The sequence below is a fragment of the Neobittarella massiliensis (ex Bilen et al. 2018) genome (assembly GCF_014269355.1).
GTDB lineage: Bacteria > Bacillota > Clostridia > Oscillospirales > Ruminococcaceae > Neobittarella > Neobittarella massiliensis.
In genome coordinates, this window is the sequence record NZ_JACOGI010000004.1 from 1 (window position 1) to 14,767 (window position 14,767).

Annotated in this window: 13 protein-coding genes, 3 tRNA genes and 1 rRNA gene; 12 read left to right on the forward strand and 5 right to left on the reverse strand. The window is 57.0% G+C overall.

Annotated elements, in window-relative coordinates:
- Positions 1 to 44: 44 nt before the first annotated feature.
- The 5 genes from H8K20_RS13075 (at position 45) to H8K20_RS13095 (ending at position 2,595) form a co-directional block, all read left to right on the forward strand.
- Positions 45 to 119, forward strand: a tRNA-Glu gene (locus tag H8K20_RS13075).
- Between the two features lie 163 nt (positions 120 to 282).
- Positions 283 to 399, forward strand: a 5S ribosomal RNA gene (rrf, locus tag H8K20_RS13080).
- 114 nt (positions 400 to 513) lie between these two features.
- Positions 514 to 589: transfer RNA gene (locus H8K20_RS13085), tRNA-Asn, on the forward strand.
- 211 nt (positions 590 to 800) lie between these two features.
- Entirely contained in the window at positions 801 to 1,616 is an 816-nt protein-coding gene (locus H8K20_RS13090; protein WP_186488724.1) for an SWIM zinc finger family protein, read from the forward strand.
- Positions 1,617 to 2,232: 616 nt separating this feature from the next.
- Positions 2,233 to 2,595 carry a VOC family protein gene (locus H8K20_RS13095; protein WP_186488725.1) on the forward strand — a complete coding sequence of 121 codons (363 nt, stop codon included), beginning with the start codon at positions 2,233 to 2,235 and terminating at the stop codon, positions 2,593 to 2,595.
- A gap of 405 nt (positions 2,596 to 3,000) precedes the next feature.
- Here the strand turns inward: H8K20_RS13095 and H8K20_RS14105 are convergent, their stop codons facing one another.
- Both H8K20_RS14105 and H8K20_RS13100 read right to left on the reverse strand, forming a co-directional pair.
- A complete protein-coding gene (locus H8K20_RS14105) occupies positions 3,001 to 3,123 on the reverse strand; it encodes a hypothetical protein (protein WP_279287526.1) in 123 nt (40 codons plus the stop codon).
- A gap of 704 nt (positions 3,124 to 3,827) precedes the next feature.
- Positions 3,828 to 4,832 carry a peptidylprolyl isomerase gene (locus tag H8K20_RS13100; protein WP_105205995.1) on the reverse strand — a complete coding sequence of 335 codons (1,005 nt, stop codon included), beginning with the start codon at positions 4,830 to 4,832 and terminating at the stop codon, positions 3,828 to 3,830.
- Positions 4,833 to 5,206: 374 nt separating this feature from the next.
- On the opposite strand from H8K20_RS13100, the gene H8K20_RS13105 reads away from it, so the two are divergent.
- The 6 genes from H8K20_RS13105 (at position 5,207) to H8K20_RS13130 (ending at position 10,371) form a co-directional block, all read left to right on the forward strand.
- A complete protein-coding gene (locus H8K20_RS13105) occupies positions 5,207 to 5,962 on the forward strand; it encodes a hypothetical protein (RefSeq protein WP_186488726.1) in 756 nt (251 codons plus the stop codon).
- 261 nt (positions 5,963 to 6,223) lie between these two features.
- Entirely contained in the window at positions 6,224 to 6,808 is a 585-nt protein-coding gene (lexA, locus tag H8K20_RS13110; protein WP_105205993.1) for a transcriptional repressor LexA, read from the forward strand.
- Between the two features lie 184 nt (positions 6,809 to 6,992).
- Positions 6,993 to 8,813 carry a translational GTPase TypA gene (gene typA, locus H8K20_RS13115; protein WP_186488727.1) on the forward strand — a complete coding sequence of 607 codons (1,821 nt, stop codon included), beginning with the start codon at positions 6,993 to 6,995 and terminating at the stop codon, positions 8,811 to 8,813.
- Between the two features lie 207 nt (positions 8,814 to 9,020).
- A complete protein-coding gene (locus H8K20_RS13120; RefSeq protein ID WP_105205991.1) occupies positions 9,021 to 9,434 on the forward strand; it encodes a bis(5'-nucleosyl)-tetraphosphatase in 414 nt (137 codons plus the stop codon).
- A gap of 133 nt (positions 9,435 to 9,567) precedes the next feature.
- Positions 9,568 to 9,644 (forward strand) — tRNA-Arg (locus H8K20_RS13125).
- 184 nt (positions 9,645 to 9,828) lie between these two features.
- Positions 9,829 to 10,371, forward strand: coding sequence for a hypothetical protein (locus tag H8K20_RS13130; protein ID WP_186488728.1), 543 nt, complete (start codon positions 9,829 to 9,831; stop codon positions 10,369 to 10,371).
- 295 nt (positions 10,372 to 10,666) lie between these two features.
- Here the strand turns inward: H8K20_RS13130 and H8K20_RS13135 are convergent, their stop codons facing one another.
- The 3 genes from H8K20_RS13135 to rihB all read right to left on the reverse strand — a co-directional run bounded on the left by H8K20_RS13135 (position 10,667) and on the right by rihB (position 13,730).
- The gene (locus tag H8K20_RS13135) at positions 10,667 to 11,596 is read right to left on the reverse strand and encodes a ribokinase (protein WP_186488730.1); all 930 of its coding nucleotides are present in this window, start codon (positions 11,594 to 11,596) and stop codon (positions 10,667 to 10,669) included.
- 3 nt (positions 11,597 to 11,599) lie between these two features.
- A complete protein-coding gene (locus H8K20_RS13140) occupies positions 11,600 to 12,430 on the reverse strand; it encodes a BtpA family protein (protein ID WP_186488731.1) in 831 nt (276 codons plus the stop codon).
- 367 nt (positions 12,431 to 12,797) lie between these two features.
- Positions 12,798 to 13,730: a ribosylpyrimidine nucleosidase gene (gene rihB / locus H8K20_RS13145; protein ID WP_105205988.1), complete on the reverse strand. Its 933-nt coding sequence runs from the start codon at positions 13,728 to 13,730 to the stop codon at positions 12,798 to 12,800.
- 123 nt (positions 13,731 to 13,853) lie between these two features.
- On the opposite strand from rihB, the gene yeiL reads away from it, so the two are divergent.
- Positions 13,854 to 14,534, forward strand: coding sequence for a transcriptional regulator YeiL (gene yeiL / locus H8K20_RS13150; RefSeq protein WP_186488733.1), 681 nt, complete (start codon positions 13,854 to 13,856; stop codon positions 14,532 to 14,534).
- Positions 14,535 to 14,767 lie beyond the last annotated feature (233 nt).

The following is a 14,767-nucleotide window of genomic DNA, read 5'->3' on the forward strand; positions in this document are numbered from 1 at the left end:
TAATCAGTGGGTCCCGGGTTCGAGTCCCTGATGGTGCACCACATGGCCCGTTGGTCAAGCGGTTAAGACACCGGCCTCTCACGCCGGTAACGGGGGTTCGATTCCCCCACGGGTCACCACAACGCGGAGCGTTGTGGCTAGAAAAACCCTTTGATGAACGGAGTTCATCAGTTTTGCTGGAGCAAAACACAGTGTTTTTCGGGTCACAGGGCAAAGTGAGAAGGCGACCAGAGACCTTTTTTGACAAGTTGGGTACAGCGAGAGCTGATATTCATATATAGAGTCGGTGTTGATGACGCATAGGATCCACCTGTTCCCATACCGAACACAGAAGTTAAGCTATGTTGTGCCGAAGATACTTGGCGGGAAGCTGCCTGGAAAAATAGGTAGACGCCGACTTACATGAAATTTAAGGGAGTTTGCATAGAAACTCTTTTTTTGGAAAGAATACTTGCAAGCTGTCCAGTAGTTTGTACGTGTTCTTTTTTCTGTTCCGTGCAAACTTTTATATATTCCTCCTTAGCTCAGTCGGTAGAGCATGCGGCTGTTAACCGCAGGGTCGTTGGTTCGAGCCCAACAGGGGGAGCCAAAAAATTCTCTTGTTCATAGGGGCAGGAGAATTTTTTATGTGAATTAGATAGCGATACTCGATAAGAGAGCGTCAAGGCGGCCAAGCAAGGGCCGTCTCTGGCGCTCTTTTTTCGCACTACAGCAGTGGAATTTTAACATATACAGTCCGTTTTATCGTACAGGTGAGCGTGTATACTGGAGATACAAAAGAAATAGAGGAGGTACTAGCTATGAAACACCCGATCGGCTTTACCGCAGAAATACCTGCCGACAAAAGAGAGGCGATGCCCACTCCTGTACAGTTATGCCATTCCACACCGGTCAAGTCTGTGGTGCAGGTACATTTTCCAAGAAAAAACAGGACACTGGGCTATTACAACGACTCCTTTGACCTGCACCGCGGCGACTTGGTATATGTAGATGGCAAGTTGGCGGGGCAGCGTGGCCGCGTGGTGGAAGTCAGCTATCACTTTAAAATAAAGTTGTCAGACTACAGGCGCGTGGTGGCCGTCGCAGATACCGAGGTACACGGCACCTTTTACCTGGCGGGTTCGCACCTGGTCACCTTTGCGCGCGAGACACTGCCCTACAGCAAAGTGCGCAGTTGGTTTAAAGCGCCTGAACAGGAAGAGACCTATGTAACTGGGCACGATAGCGAGACACTTTGCGACCTGGAGCACCTGGATGACCTGCAGGTGAGCAGCGCGATCGCCGACCGCGGTTACACGTATTATTTGGAAGACCGGGTCAAGTATATCTGTCTAGACGGGCCATATGGCCGTGCACTGGTGCAGGGCAGCACGATGTATGAGGTGGAGTTTACCTGCCATGGCCGGGAGATCAGTGATCTGTTGTGCGACTGTTTTTGCAGCTATACCTGTAAGCACGAGCTGGCGGCCATGCTGCAGCTGCGCAATGCGTTGGTGTTCATCGAGAAGTATTATGCAGACCAGTACAATGCGGCCCACTACTTTGCCGCAATTGAAAAAGGGGCCTTTTACACCTTGGTGGTCGACAGCAGAGAGAGCGGCAGCATAACGGTTTAGACCGGGCGTGGACAGCCGCCAGACAGATGGACGCAGGGAGTTGGAAAGACCACTCGGTGATGGGAGAGACCGCAAATGGGGCGAAAAGTGGCAATAAGAAAAAGTGAGTGGACTATAGTGGTGGAGTGGGGTCCAGGCTGTACATAGTGCAAAAATCGACCCTCCGGGGATGGATAATTTGAAATACACAGGGCGAGATGGCCGCCTTAACGAAGCAGCGGTGCTCCTGTCCCTACCTATCCCTCATGTGCCACCGTTCGATAGGAAAGCAGTCGCCGAGCCTGCGGCCCGCTTGCCCTGTGCTGCACGATGCGCTATACTGTCCTCAACAGCACCTTTTAGAGCTACTACAGGGGAGCGCTGTTATAGGCCGTCTGCTCCCCGATACACCGCGTAGTCCCTTACCAGCTGTTTGCTTCGGCTGCCGGTATAGCTGGTGTAAGAGTGGTCGCGGGTTGTCCAAGAGCCGGTATATCTGTAAAAAAGAGAGGTGCAGTAGAATACTGTACGGCGTGCAGAGAAATTTACCACTCTACAGCTTACCTGACCAGTCAGCGCCTCACTGTATTTTACCTGCGGAAAATACATCCCACCCACAACTGTTAGGAGGAACGACATGTATCAGTCCAGCATTTGTTTTTTGCCCTGCCGCGACCTGACCCAGACCACCAGCTTTTACACCCAGACAGTGGGCCTTGAGGTAGCAGAGCAGATGCCGGGATGCGTGATCTTTGATACCGGCCGGGGCTATTGGGGCTTTTGCGCATACGGCGATGACCGGCCCATGGCCACCGGGGTGGTGCTCTCACTCAACTGTGCTGACAACGCCGCTGTCGACGCCGAATATCGCCGTCTGATGGCCGGTAATGCCGCTATCGTGCAGAACCCGCCAGCCATGTATGCGGTCTTTCCCGTCTACTCCTTTTTTATTACCGATCCCAACGGCTATCTGGTGGAATTTCAGAAGATACAAAAGTAAAAACACAGATATCGGTCCCACCGGCAACATCATATCGTAAAAAGGGCTGCTAACCACAGATAGCGCGCTTATGACTGCCACAGCGGCTGGTAAAATTTAGCCAGTAAAACAAGCAGTGTCGTAGTATAAATAGCCATTACCACGTAAAATAGAGCGGTATAAAAGCGATTTATATTTTTACCCAGCGGTGTTATCCGCCCGGACCCATCATGGCGATCACATGTCCCCACTACTACAATTAGGCCGGGCCAAATTTGCCGATCATGGAGCCGGACTGGCAAATGCTTAAAAAGACTTATGTTCCGCCCGGCTGGAAATAGCCGCCGCTCCCCCCTCGATATAGATGGCATAACGAGTGATACGCACACACAGGGTCTGAGGGATCGGTCCATACTGTTTGGCCACTTATTTGTTGGAGAATACACTTACTACAGACTTGACCAGCGCGCATTGGCGTGGCTGTACAGGCGCAGACATCATCTCTCTTTTATCAGCAGGTATTTCTGCAGTATCGATCAGGTGTTTCATAGCTGCTGCCTCCTACATTTCTTTGCTGTGCGATAAAATGGACTGTATGCCTGATCAAACGCTTATGGCTTAAGATGTCTACCGTAGTGGGGGTTATAACATGCCATATACTTCTATCACATAAAAAGAGCGCCGGGGTCGACTACGTGTAAATCTACCCCGGCACTCTTTTATAAAATCTGCTTTTTAATAAAAAATTTTTTCCCCATTTGGGAAAGAGAATGTTTTGGCTCCCCCTGTTGGGCTCGAACCAACGGCCCTGCGGCTGACAGCCGCTCCTCTTTGCCACTGTCTGTACACCACATGCAAAATACCAGCGGCCTGAATATAAATCAATAGAAAGTCCCCAGTTATCGTATCCACACAAAATTTGTATGGGCGGTGCCAAAATAACGGCGTACAGCGCAGCGGTCCAGTCACTGCAACACTGCTCTTGCCGAATGCCGGACCTGCTGCCGCAGCCTTGAGAACCGCTGCATGTCGGTAGGTGTGTAGAACAGTGGGGCAGTATGTCGGGGGGATACCCGTTCCTGTTATGGCGCTGCACATCGGGCGGTCTTCTTCGGTGCAACCGTGGCTGCCCGCTTTACAGGGCAAGCAGCGCATAGCTCTGTTACCCGCCATACCTTTCTGCTGACTTCTTCATCGTGAACGAAAAAAGAACCGCCCAGGCGGTTCTTTTTATTGCTGGTATTCCGTACGACCTATTTCACGGTGTCTACATCGATCAGATCGTAGTTTTTATCGTAGGTCACTTTATACCCATCCATCACCTTTTCGATCTGCTCGTATACCTTGGCGGTTTTATAGGTGCTGGTGTAGGTGCTCAAGTTTTCCTGAATGTAGGCGTCGTCCAGCGGCAGACGCTGAATGATGTGGTAGCCAAAACTCGACTCCACCACGCCGCTGACGCTGTTTTCCGGCAGGGCAAAGGCGGCCTCTTCAAACTCGGCGACCATCTCATTTTTGGTGAAGTAGTAGCCGTCCGGGCTCTGGGTCATGCCCGGGTCCTCGCCGTAGGTGCTGATGAGGCTGTCAAAATCCTCGCCGGCAGCTGCTTTCTGGGCCACCTCGTTTGCCACCTGCTCAGCATTCTCGGTAGCAGAGGTGATCAGCACATGCTTGGCGCGCACGTAATTGTCTTTGACATACTGGGTCACCACATCGTCGCCCATCGGTATCTCGCCACCGTCGCCGGTCAGCTTCTCGGTCAGCTTTTGCTGCAGCGTAGACATCTCGCCCATCGAGAGGTATACCTCTTCGGTCAGGTAATTCTGTGCCAGCGCCTCTTCAAAGGCCTCCTCGCTCTCGTAGTTCTCCTTGATCGAGGCCAGATTGTCGCTGATCGATTTGCGCTCGTCAGCGGTCAGGCTCACCCCTTTTTCCTTGGCCAGGTCCATCAGCGCATAGTTGGATTTGATGGTATCCTCCACATGGGTCCGCAGCAGCTCTTTCTTGTCGTCGGCGCCTTCCTGTTCCCACACCGAGTCGTCGCCGCCGTCCAGCTGGTATTTGGTGTTCAGGTAAAAGTATCGGTATTCCTCCATCGACACGTTGTGGCTGCCCACCTTCATGACGACCGGCATGTTCACCGTCTGCTTACCGACTACCAGGTACGAATTTTTGACACAGCCGCTCAGCAGCGTCAGGGACAGCGCCCCCGTCAGGGCGATTGCCGCCAGTTTGCGTGTGAAAGTATGCTTGGCCATAAAACACTCCTATTTTTATATGCTGTTACAACATAGAATGGGCAGATACGTCTGCGCAGTATCTACTATTATAAACGATTTCTGTGTAAAACGTGTGAAAAAAAGTAAACTTTACGCCGAGTGGGGCAAAATTTTTACAGGGACCGGTCCGCAAAGTGGTTATACCATTGGCAAGTATTCCACAGCTGTGGAATATGTTGTGGAAAAACAGATGTTTACCACCAGATATGCAAATACTTGTAAAGGCAGTCGAGCAAAAGCAAACGATAGTTTGCACCTGGTACGAGTTTTTGGTATACTGAGATTACTTTTAAATATGTCATACACGGCTGGCGGCGATCTTTGCAGCGGCCATTTCGATGGGGGAGACGTCCATGCACAGCAAAACGGCACAAAAATGGTGGTCGGCACTGGCCACAGCCTGTATCCTGGCGGTGCTGTGCCTGCTCGCAGCCGCGGCGGCTGATGACGCGCTGTACGCCTTTACCCACAACGGGCAAGACGTGGTGGTGCTGGGGCAGATCGAAAAAATGAGCGGCGACACCGCCACCGTGCAGGTGCGGGAGCTGCTGCGCAGCAGCAAGTCCCAGCGCGGCGCATCGCCGCTGCACTCCGAGCAGGTGGCAGCCACCATTACCGTAAAGGGGCTGTCCGCATTTGCAGCGGGTGACCGGGTGCTGCTGTCTCTGCAAAAAAAGGGCGGCAGTTATCAGGTAGACATGGGCGCCTACCGCGCCAGCAGCACCGAGCTGCCGCTGCAGATCACCGAGCCAGACGGCGCGGCCAGCGCCCAGAGCGCCTGCCTAACCGTGTTTGCCAACTCCCGCGGGGCGCTGTGCGATTTTACACTGCAAGACGGCAGCGCCTTTCTAGAATACCGCGGCCAGCGCTATCAGGTATACAGCCCCGCGCAGGGCTTTTTAGATCCGCAGGTGCCCGGTACCCCGCAGCTGCAGCCCACCTATCCCGCCGCCGGCAGCAACTGGTTCACCCGGCTGCAGTCACCGGCCCTATTTGGGCTGTTGGGTCTGGGCGCGCTGGCAGTACTGTTTTTCTTTTGGCAGCTGCGGCGCCGGGCCCGCCGCCGTACCGTGCGGCTAAAAAACGGCGTGCATCAGCACGACGACTGACCACCACCCCACCCTCGGGCGCTCCGTTAAAAAAATACCGCCAACAGCAGCTGCTGTTGGCGGCATCAAAAGCCTGAGGGGTGCTTTTGAGGAGGATAGTGCAGCCCTAAAAACATTTGCGGCATTGTCTTTAGGCTTGCCTATATTATAGCAGTGTTATTTTTAGGGTTGTGAATGATGTGTAAATAAAAAGTGAAGAAACCTGCCTGATTTTTTGAACTTTAAAAAGCGGGCAGAAACAGATACAGAGAGGACTGCAAGATGGAAAAAGTAGAGCAGAACAAACAGCGGCTGCTGGCCTTTTTGCGCCAGCGCATCGGTCAGGGCATCCCGCCTTCGGTGCGCGAGATCTGCACCGAGATGGGCTTTAAATCCACCTGCACCGCCCACAAATACCTCAAGATGCTCGAGACCGAGGGCCAGGTGGAGATCCTGCGCGGCTCCAACCGCGGCATTCGCCTGCGCGACTTTGGCACCAGCCAGGTGCCGCTGGTGGGCACGGTGGCCGCCGGTACCCCCATACTGGCCCAGCAGAATGTCGAGGGCTATATCGTCACCGACGACCTGCACACCACCGAAGGGGTGTTTGCCCTGCGCGTCAAGGGCGAGAGCATGATCAACGCCGGCATCCTCGACGGCGACATCATCTTGGTGCGCCAGACCCCCGCCGCCGAAAACGGCGAGATCGTGGTGGCACTTATCGAAGACGAGGCGACGGTCAAGACCTTTTATGTAGAGCGCGACGGCCGGGTGCGGCTGCAGCCCGAAAACGACAGCATGTCCCCCATCTACCCCGAGACGGTGGCCATTTTGGGCAAAGTGGTGCGGCTGATCCGCGACTTCTGACAGGCCGGTACATAGGTGTCCTCCCGCGGGGCGGCAGAGCTGCTGCCCGCGCCGTTAGATACAGCTATATTGTCTAAAAAACTGCACTGTGTTTTGTAAAAAATTTTGCTTTATCGGCGCGGATGTAGTATAATAACAAAGTTAAAGCAGCGGACGTTTCATCACAGCTAGGAGGAGTACCAGCTTGATTAGAGAAGACTTACGAAATATAGCGATCATCGCCCACGTCGACCACGGCAAGACCACTCTGGTAGACGAGATGCTCAAACAGGGCGGCATATTCCGCGAGGGCCAAGTCGTGCAGGACCGCGTCATGGATTCCGGCGACCTCGAGCGCGAGCGCGGCATCACCATACTGTCTAAAAACACCTCAGTGGTGTATAACGGCGTCAAGATCAACATCATCGACACCCCGGGCCATGCCGATTTTGGCGGCGAGGTCGAGCGGGTGCTGCAGATGGTCGACGGTGTGCTGCTGCTGGTCGACGCCTTCGAGGGCCCCATGCCCCAGACTCGTTTCGTGCTGGAAAAGGCGCTGGCGCTGGGCCATAAGGTCATCGTGGTAGTCAACAAGATCGACCGCCCCGACGCCCGCCCATCCGAGATAGAGGACGAGGTCTTAGAACTGCTGCTGGAGCTCGACGCCAACGAGGAGCAGCTCGACAGCACTTTTGTCTACTGCTCTGGCCGCGACGGCACCGCCTCGCTGGATTACAGCCAGGCCGGCACCGACCTCACCCCGCTGTTCGAGCAGATCCTGAAAGACGTCCCCGCCCCCGAGGGCGACCCCGAGGCCCCCACCCAGGCGCTGGTCTCCACCATCGACTACAACGAGTATGTGGGCCGTATCGCCATCGGCCGGGTAAAGCGCGGCACGCTGCGCCAGGGCCAAGACGTGATGGTCTGCAACTACCACGGCGACAAAGAGCCCAAAAAGGGCCGCATCGTCAATCTGTACCAGATCTCGGGCCTCCAGCGCGAGGCGGTGGATGAGGCCCAGGTGGGCGATATCGTTTGTTTCTCCGGCATCGAGGACATCTCGATCGGCGACACCATCTGCCAGCCCGACGCCGTCGAGGCGCTGCCGTTCGTCAAGATCTCTGAGCCCACCGTCGAGATGACCTTCTCGGTCAACAACGGTCCCTTTGCCGGCCGTGAGGGCAAGTTCGTCACCTCCCGCCAGATCAGGTCCCGGCTGTACAAGGAGCTGCTCAAAGACGTGTCGCTGCGAGTATCCGACACCGACACCACCGAGAGCTTCAACGTGGCGGGCCGCGGCGAGATGCACCTGTCCATCCTCATCGAGACCATGCGCCGCGAGGGTTACGAGCTGCAGGTCAGCCCGCCCCGCGTGCTGTACCGCGAGGAGAACGGCAAGCGCATGGAGCCCGTGGAGCGGGTGTCCATCGACGTGCCGGAGGAATGCGTGGGCAGCGTGATGGAGAAGCTGGGCTACCGCAAGGGCCAGCTTCTCGAGATGAGCCCCGCCGGCAGCCGCATGAAGCTGGAGTTCCTCATCCCCTCCCGCGGTCTGTTCGGCTACCGCAGCGAGTTCTTGACCGATACCAAAGGTGAAGGCATCCTCAACACCATCTTCGAGGGCTACGAGGAGTATAAAGGCGATATCCCCATCCGCCAGACGGGCAGTCTGGTGGCCTACGAGGCCGGTACGGCGGTGACCTACGGCCTGTATAACGCCCAGGAGCGCGGCACCCTGTTCATCCCCGCCCAGACCGAGGTGTATGAGGGGATGATCGTGGGCAGCACCCCCAAAGACGAGGACATCGTGGTCAACGTCTGCAAGAAAAAGCAGATGACCAACACCCGCGCCTCCGGCAGCGACGACGCGCTGCGCCTTACCCCGCCCAACATCATGAGTCTGGAAGAGGCGCTGGAGTTTATCGGCGACGACGAGCTGGTGGAGGTCACCCCCAAATCCATCCGCCTGCGCAAAAAGATCCTCTCTAACTCCCTGCGCGCCAAGACCCAGCACAAAAAGAGCTAGAGCCCGCCCGCACGGCGAGCAACGACATAAAAGGCCGACAGCACGCGGTTGCTGTCGGCCTTTTTAGCAGCCGCCGGGTCGGCCGTCTGGTTTTAAGGGCGGCGCTGTGGTATAATAACTCTACTGAGAGCGTTTAAAGAGGTGCCGGGCCGCCGCCCACCCTGCGGCAGCCAGCGGCCCGGGCACTACAGTACGGAGGGATAGCGGATGAGAAAAGAAAAATCCTGCGGGGGCGTCGTTTTCAAGCGCGAGCCCCGCAACCTGCAATTTTTGCTGATAAAGCACCGCAAAGGCGGGCATTGGGCGTTTCCCAAAGGCCATGTAGAGGCGGGGGAGACCGAGGAGCAGACCGCCAAGCGCGAGATCTGGGAGGAGACCGGCGTACACGTGCACATGCTGGAGGGCTTTCGCGAGATGGTCTCTTATAAAATAGGACGCGACGTGAAAAAAGACGTGGTGTATTTCCTCTGCGAGATCGACGGCGACGACCCGGTGCGCATCCAGGAGGAAGAGATCATCGAAGCCTCTTTTTTTACTCCCGGTCAGGTCATGAAACGGCTCACCTATCAAAATGATAAGAACACCTTCCAAAAGGCACTGGAGATGGTCAAGAGCCGATAGCGCTACCTGAAAGCGTACGCCGATACCGGTCTCCGGGCACCATAAATGTGAACCGCCCAGCCGCACCAAAAAAAGTGGGGATTTTACTTGACAAACCCCGGGCTGCGATGTATTATAGATAGGCACCGTAGTTGCGCCAGTAGCTCAGCTGGATAGAGTGTCTGACTACGAATCAGAAGGTCAGGGGTTCGAGTCCCTTCTGGCGCACCAAAGCAAGCAGAAACATTTTGTTTCTGCTTGCTTTATTTTTTGCGCAAAGACTTCGGTCTGGTCCCATGGGTAGCCTGCCTCTGCCGGCCTAGCCGAGATGTACGCCTGGCCATTGTCATGGCGCCCCTTTGCCCTGGGTGCTAGACATCGAGAAGATTTGCCACCGGCTAAAGGAGGGGGCGCAATGAAACAGGCAGTTGTAAAGTGTGACATATGCGGCGGCTATTATGTAGCCCAAATGGCTGCAGATGGCAGCCCGGTCTTTTGCTGTTCAAATACTCCCCGGTGCAGCTCCACAAAAAGTGTTTGTGAATTTGTGCTGGCCTATATCCGCCAATATGGTATCAACGTGTATAGATGGGGTGCTCACTGCTGGAATTGCTGCGAGATCACACCCATATACACATATCGTCTGATAAGAGATCTGGCGTGGGTCAGCCCGTTTTTCAACAGCTTTCCAGAAGTCATGCTCGGCACACTGCCATCGGTCGATGCTTTTTTTATAGAGCATTTTGACTCGGTTAAAGGGGTGGGCAAAGCGGGGAGAGCGGTCAACACTTGTATATACTGTGGCGCGCAACAAGGTCAAGTGTTTCGGATAAACGATCATGCCCTGTTTTTGAAACAGCAGAGAGCGCGTCATGCCAATTTTTGTATGGGAAATATTGTATATCCAGATACAGCGTGGATAGAGAATGATATAAAAGCAATTTTTGATTGCTCATAGTAGAGCTCTTTTTCTATATGAGACGAGAAGACAGCCGTGTCTCCCCGCGGCCATTGCAGCTGGGCCGATCCACTTTCATGAACCGAGTTTCCCCCCCTGGATATGCCGGCTGACGATTGACCTTTTAAATGACCAGATATTTATAACTGTAAGATTAGCAGGTATAGAGCGAATGCTTTTTCGGTCAGCTTTTTGTCCAGGGGAGATATGGGCCTGTTGTCGGAAACGCCGTTATTTTCCGTCTAATGATGGCTCTTAAAAAGAGAGGCATATAAGCGCCTCTCTTTTTGTGCGTTTACCTATGTATCAGTGCCAGCACATCCTCCCGCCGGGGTATCGAGGTCTGCGCCCCCATTTTGGTGGTGCTCAGCGCCGCGGCCGCCACCGCCATTCGCAGTGCCTGCAGCAGGTCGCCGTGCTGGGTGAGCTCGCCGCAGAAGGCGCCGATAAACACATCGCCGGCGCCGGTGCTGTCGATAGCTGATACCGCCGGGGCCGGCAAATGCACCGGCTGCCCATCCACCCAGGCCAGTATGCCCTGTGCGCCCAACGACACGATGGGCCGGGCAAAGCCAGCTTGCCGCAGCACCTCGCCGGCCCGGCGCGCCGTATCCGGGTCGCAGACTTCTATACCGGTCAGGGCGCTGGCCTCGGTCTCGTTGGGCTTAACAAATTCCACCATGGGCGGTATGTCGGCTGGAAACTCCGACAGCGGGATGGCCAGCGGGTCCAGCATCACCCGCATCCCCTGCCGGTGCGCCATGCGGATCGCCGCATACACCGTCTCCCGCTCAAATTCCATAGTCAGGGCCAGCATGTCGCCGGGCACGAACAGCTGTCGGCTGTTTTCAATGTCCTGGGGCGTCAGCCGCAGCGTGGCCGCCGGGTCAAACACCACGTAGTTGTTGCCCTGCTTATCCACCAGCACGATGGCCATGCCCACCGTAGTGTCCGGGTCCACGATCATCCCCGCCATATCCACCTGCTCCCGGCGCAGATAACCGTCCATCTCGCAGCTGGTGGCGTCGGTGCCGATGCGGCCGATAAAGCGCACCTGTCCGCCAAATCGGGCGGCGGTAATGGCCTGATTGCTGCCCTTACCGCCGGGAAAGCGGTGGAAGTTGTCGGTCATCAGCGACTGGCCCACGGTGGGCAGCCGGTCCACATACATGGTGTGGTCCATCACGATGCTGCCCATCTCCAAAATGCCCCGTTTTGCCGCCAAAGCCTACAGCTCCTCTCTCAAAAGCTCCACCTGCTCCATAAAGGCACGGGTGCGCTGGTACTCCACTGGGTTTTTCCAGTTGTTGTCGGTCTTGAACCAACTGCCCACAATGGCACCATCGGCTACCGAAAGCAGCTCACGGGCATTCTGGGTGGTGGTGCCGCTGCCCAGCAGCACCGGCAGATGCACGTGCTCCTTACAGGCCCGCACCTTGTCTGCGGTGGGGGCTTTGCCGGTCTCGAACCCGGTGACGATGAGCACCTCCGCCCCTTCGTCCTCGTTGTCTTTGGCCTGGTCCATCACCGTGCGGTCGTGTATCATGTAGTGGCTGCCGTGCTTTACGTTTACGTCGCAGAAAAATTTTACCTCTTTGGCCTGCAACTGCACCCGCATGCGGGCCAGCCGGGCGCCGATCCCCTCGGTGATGCCGGCGTGCGACACATAGGCGTTTACGAACTCAAACACCCGTATCCACTTGGCGCCGCAGGCTACCGCCGCCGCCAGCGACGATGCGCCGCCGTTTAAATGGCAGTTGAGTCCCACCGGAATGTCCACCGCCTCAATGACTTTGCGCGCCGCCACCGCCAGCGCAGTAGAGGTCTCGTGGCCGATCTGCTGGTCTTTCAGGTAGGGGTAGTCCCAGATGTTCTCCACCTGCAGGCCGTCCACCCCGGCGCTCTGCAAGATCTTGGCCTCCTCCACCGCCGTGGCGATGATCTGGTCCATGCCCATGCTGGCCGGGTCATACAGCGGCGAACCGGGCAGCGGCCGCAGATGGATCATGCCGATAATGGGCTTTTGATGGGTAAAGATGCCGTCTAAAACACTGTTCATAGCTGTGCGCTCCTTATGGTCGTGGCGCGTGCCGCGCCGCCGTGGCCGCCGGCCAGGCACGCGCGGCGGGCCACTGTCTTACAGGTTATGCACATCATAACACACCGCCGTCGGTCATTCTATCCGCAAAGTGGCGCAAAAAAAGCGGCTGCATTGCCCATAGTACACAAATACACGCTTTACCGGCTGTCGGGCCCCGCCCCACTGCTGCCGCGCCTGCATACCAGCTGGGGTCCACCTGGCCCTTTAAGGCCGGTGAGTCACCGCTCCACCGCCACCCGTACAAAAAGGAGCCGCCGAGCATTGCCCGGCGGCTCCTTTTTGTAAAAATGACAGCAGCTGATGTGCGCTCATAGCGGCGCAGCCATCAGGCAAATTTCGAGATGGCCCCCTCCACCATGTCCCAAAATTTGTCCAGGTCCAGCGTGATGCCCACCTTGCTGTTGGGCGTCTTGCCCATATAGCCCGACCAGTCGCACACGGTGCGCCCGTAGCTGGGGCCGTGTTCCAGGTCGATCTCGGTGTACATGTCCCGCATGGTAAACAGCTCCGGTGCGATCAGGTAGGCCACACAGGTCACGTCGTGCATCGGGCCGGCGTCCAGGCCAAAGCACTCGTGGGCGGTCTTGAGTGTAAAGCGCATAATGTCGCCGAACAGGTGGGCGGCCCGGTTGTCCAGCCGCTCCATGCGCTCGATGATGTCGGGGGTGCACACCGTCTGGTTGGTCAGGTCCAGCCCCATCATCACAATGGGCGCGCCCGAGCGAAATACCACGTCGGCCGCCTCCGGGTCGGCATACAGGTTGAACTCGGCCGCCGGGGTGATGTTGCCCAGCCCGTAAGCGCCGCCCATCAGCACGATCTCCCGGATCTTGGGGATGATGCGCGGCTCCATGCGCATGGCCACGGCAATGTTGGTCAGCGGCCCCACCGGCACCAGCGTAATGTCCCCGTCCGAGGCCATCAGCGTGCGGATGATGTAGTTGACGGCGTTCTCCTCCTCCGCCTGGCGCTGCAGCGGCTCAAACACGGGGCCGTCCAGGCCGCTCTCGCCGTGGATCATATCGGCCACCACCTGTTTTCGCACCAGCGGCAGCGGCATGCCCCCGTACACCGGCACATCGATATCCAGGTACTGGCACACGTGCAGCGCGTTGGGCAGCGTCTTGTCCAAAGTCTGGTTGCCCGCCACCACAGTGATGGCCATCAGGTCGATGGCCGGGTGGCTGGCTGCCAACAAAATGGCGATCGCGTCGTCGTGGCCCGGGTCACAGTCCAAAATGATCTTGCGTTTTTCCATAGTGATCTCCTTTTTGTCATGCGGCGTGAACACCGCGCTCTTCCATTGACTTTATTGTACGTTTTGCCGTATGCTGCAGATAGGAGAAATCTCCGAGTTTTGGCAAAAAGGGGGCCGATTTATTTGAAAGAGGTATTTGATGAGCCGCTGCGGCAGCGATTTATCGACCGCTCCGGCTTTGGCGACTATTTCTCCTTCCCGGTGGCGGAGGTGGTGCGGCTGTATCGCGCTGCGCGGGGGGCGCACATCCTGCGTGAGGGAGACCCGGTCGACCGGCTGATCTATCTGGTCTCCGGCCGCGCCCGCCTGTCCGAGAGCCTGCCCAACGGCAAATCGGTGCTGCTGGACTTTCCGCAGGCCACCTGCTTTTTCGGCGAGCTGGAGCTGCTCGGCGTCCCGGGCGAGACACTGGGCATTCGCGCCCTGACCAACTGCTGGCTGCTGGTGCTGCCCTTCGATACCTGCCGTCACGCGCTGTTAAACGATGTCAAGTTCCTCCGCTTTCTCGGTACCTACCTGGGCGAAAAGAGCCGGCGCATGGAGCGCACCATCGTGCGCACCCACGGCTATCCGCTGGCCAACCGGCTGGCCGAGTTTTTGCTCACCGCCGCCTGCGGCGACCAGTACCGCGAGCGCAACGTCGACGCGGCGGAGTACCTGGGGGTCTCTTACCGCCACCTGCAGCAGACGCTCAGCGACTTCGTTTGCCGCGGCTATCTCGAAAAGCAGGGTCGCAGCTATACCCTGCGCGATGTCGCGGCCCTGCGGCAGCTGGCCGATGCCATGCAGCAGGGCCGGCCCTGACACATGCCCGGCCGGCTGTCTCAGCCCCCTCTGACCATCCGCTTCCTCTGTGCCCGCCGGGCGTCAAATACATGCACAGCATGTCTACGGCTATAAAAAAAGACGCCCCTGGGGGTGTCTTTTTTTGCTGTGACGACCACAGCAGAAGGAGCATATAGCCCGTCTGGCCACTGTGTGTGGGGGCGTGGCCGGGCGAGCCCAAAACAGCGCGGACAGCACCCGCCGCCCGCGCA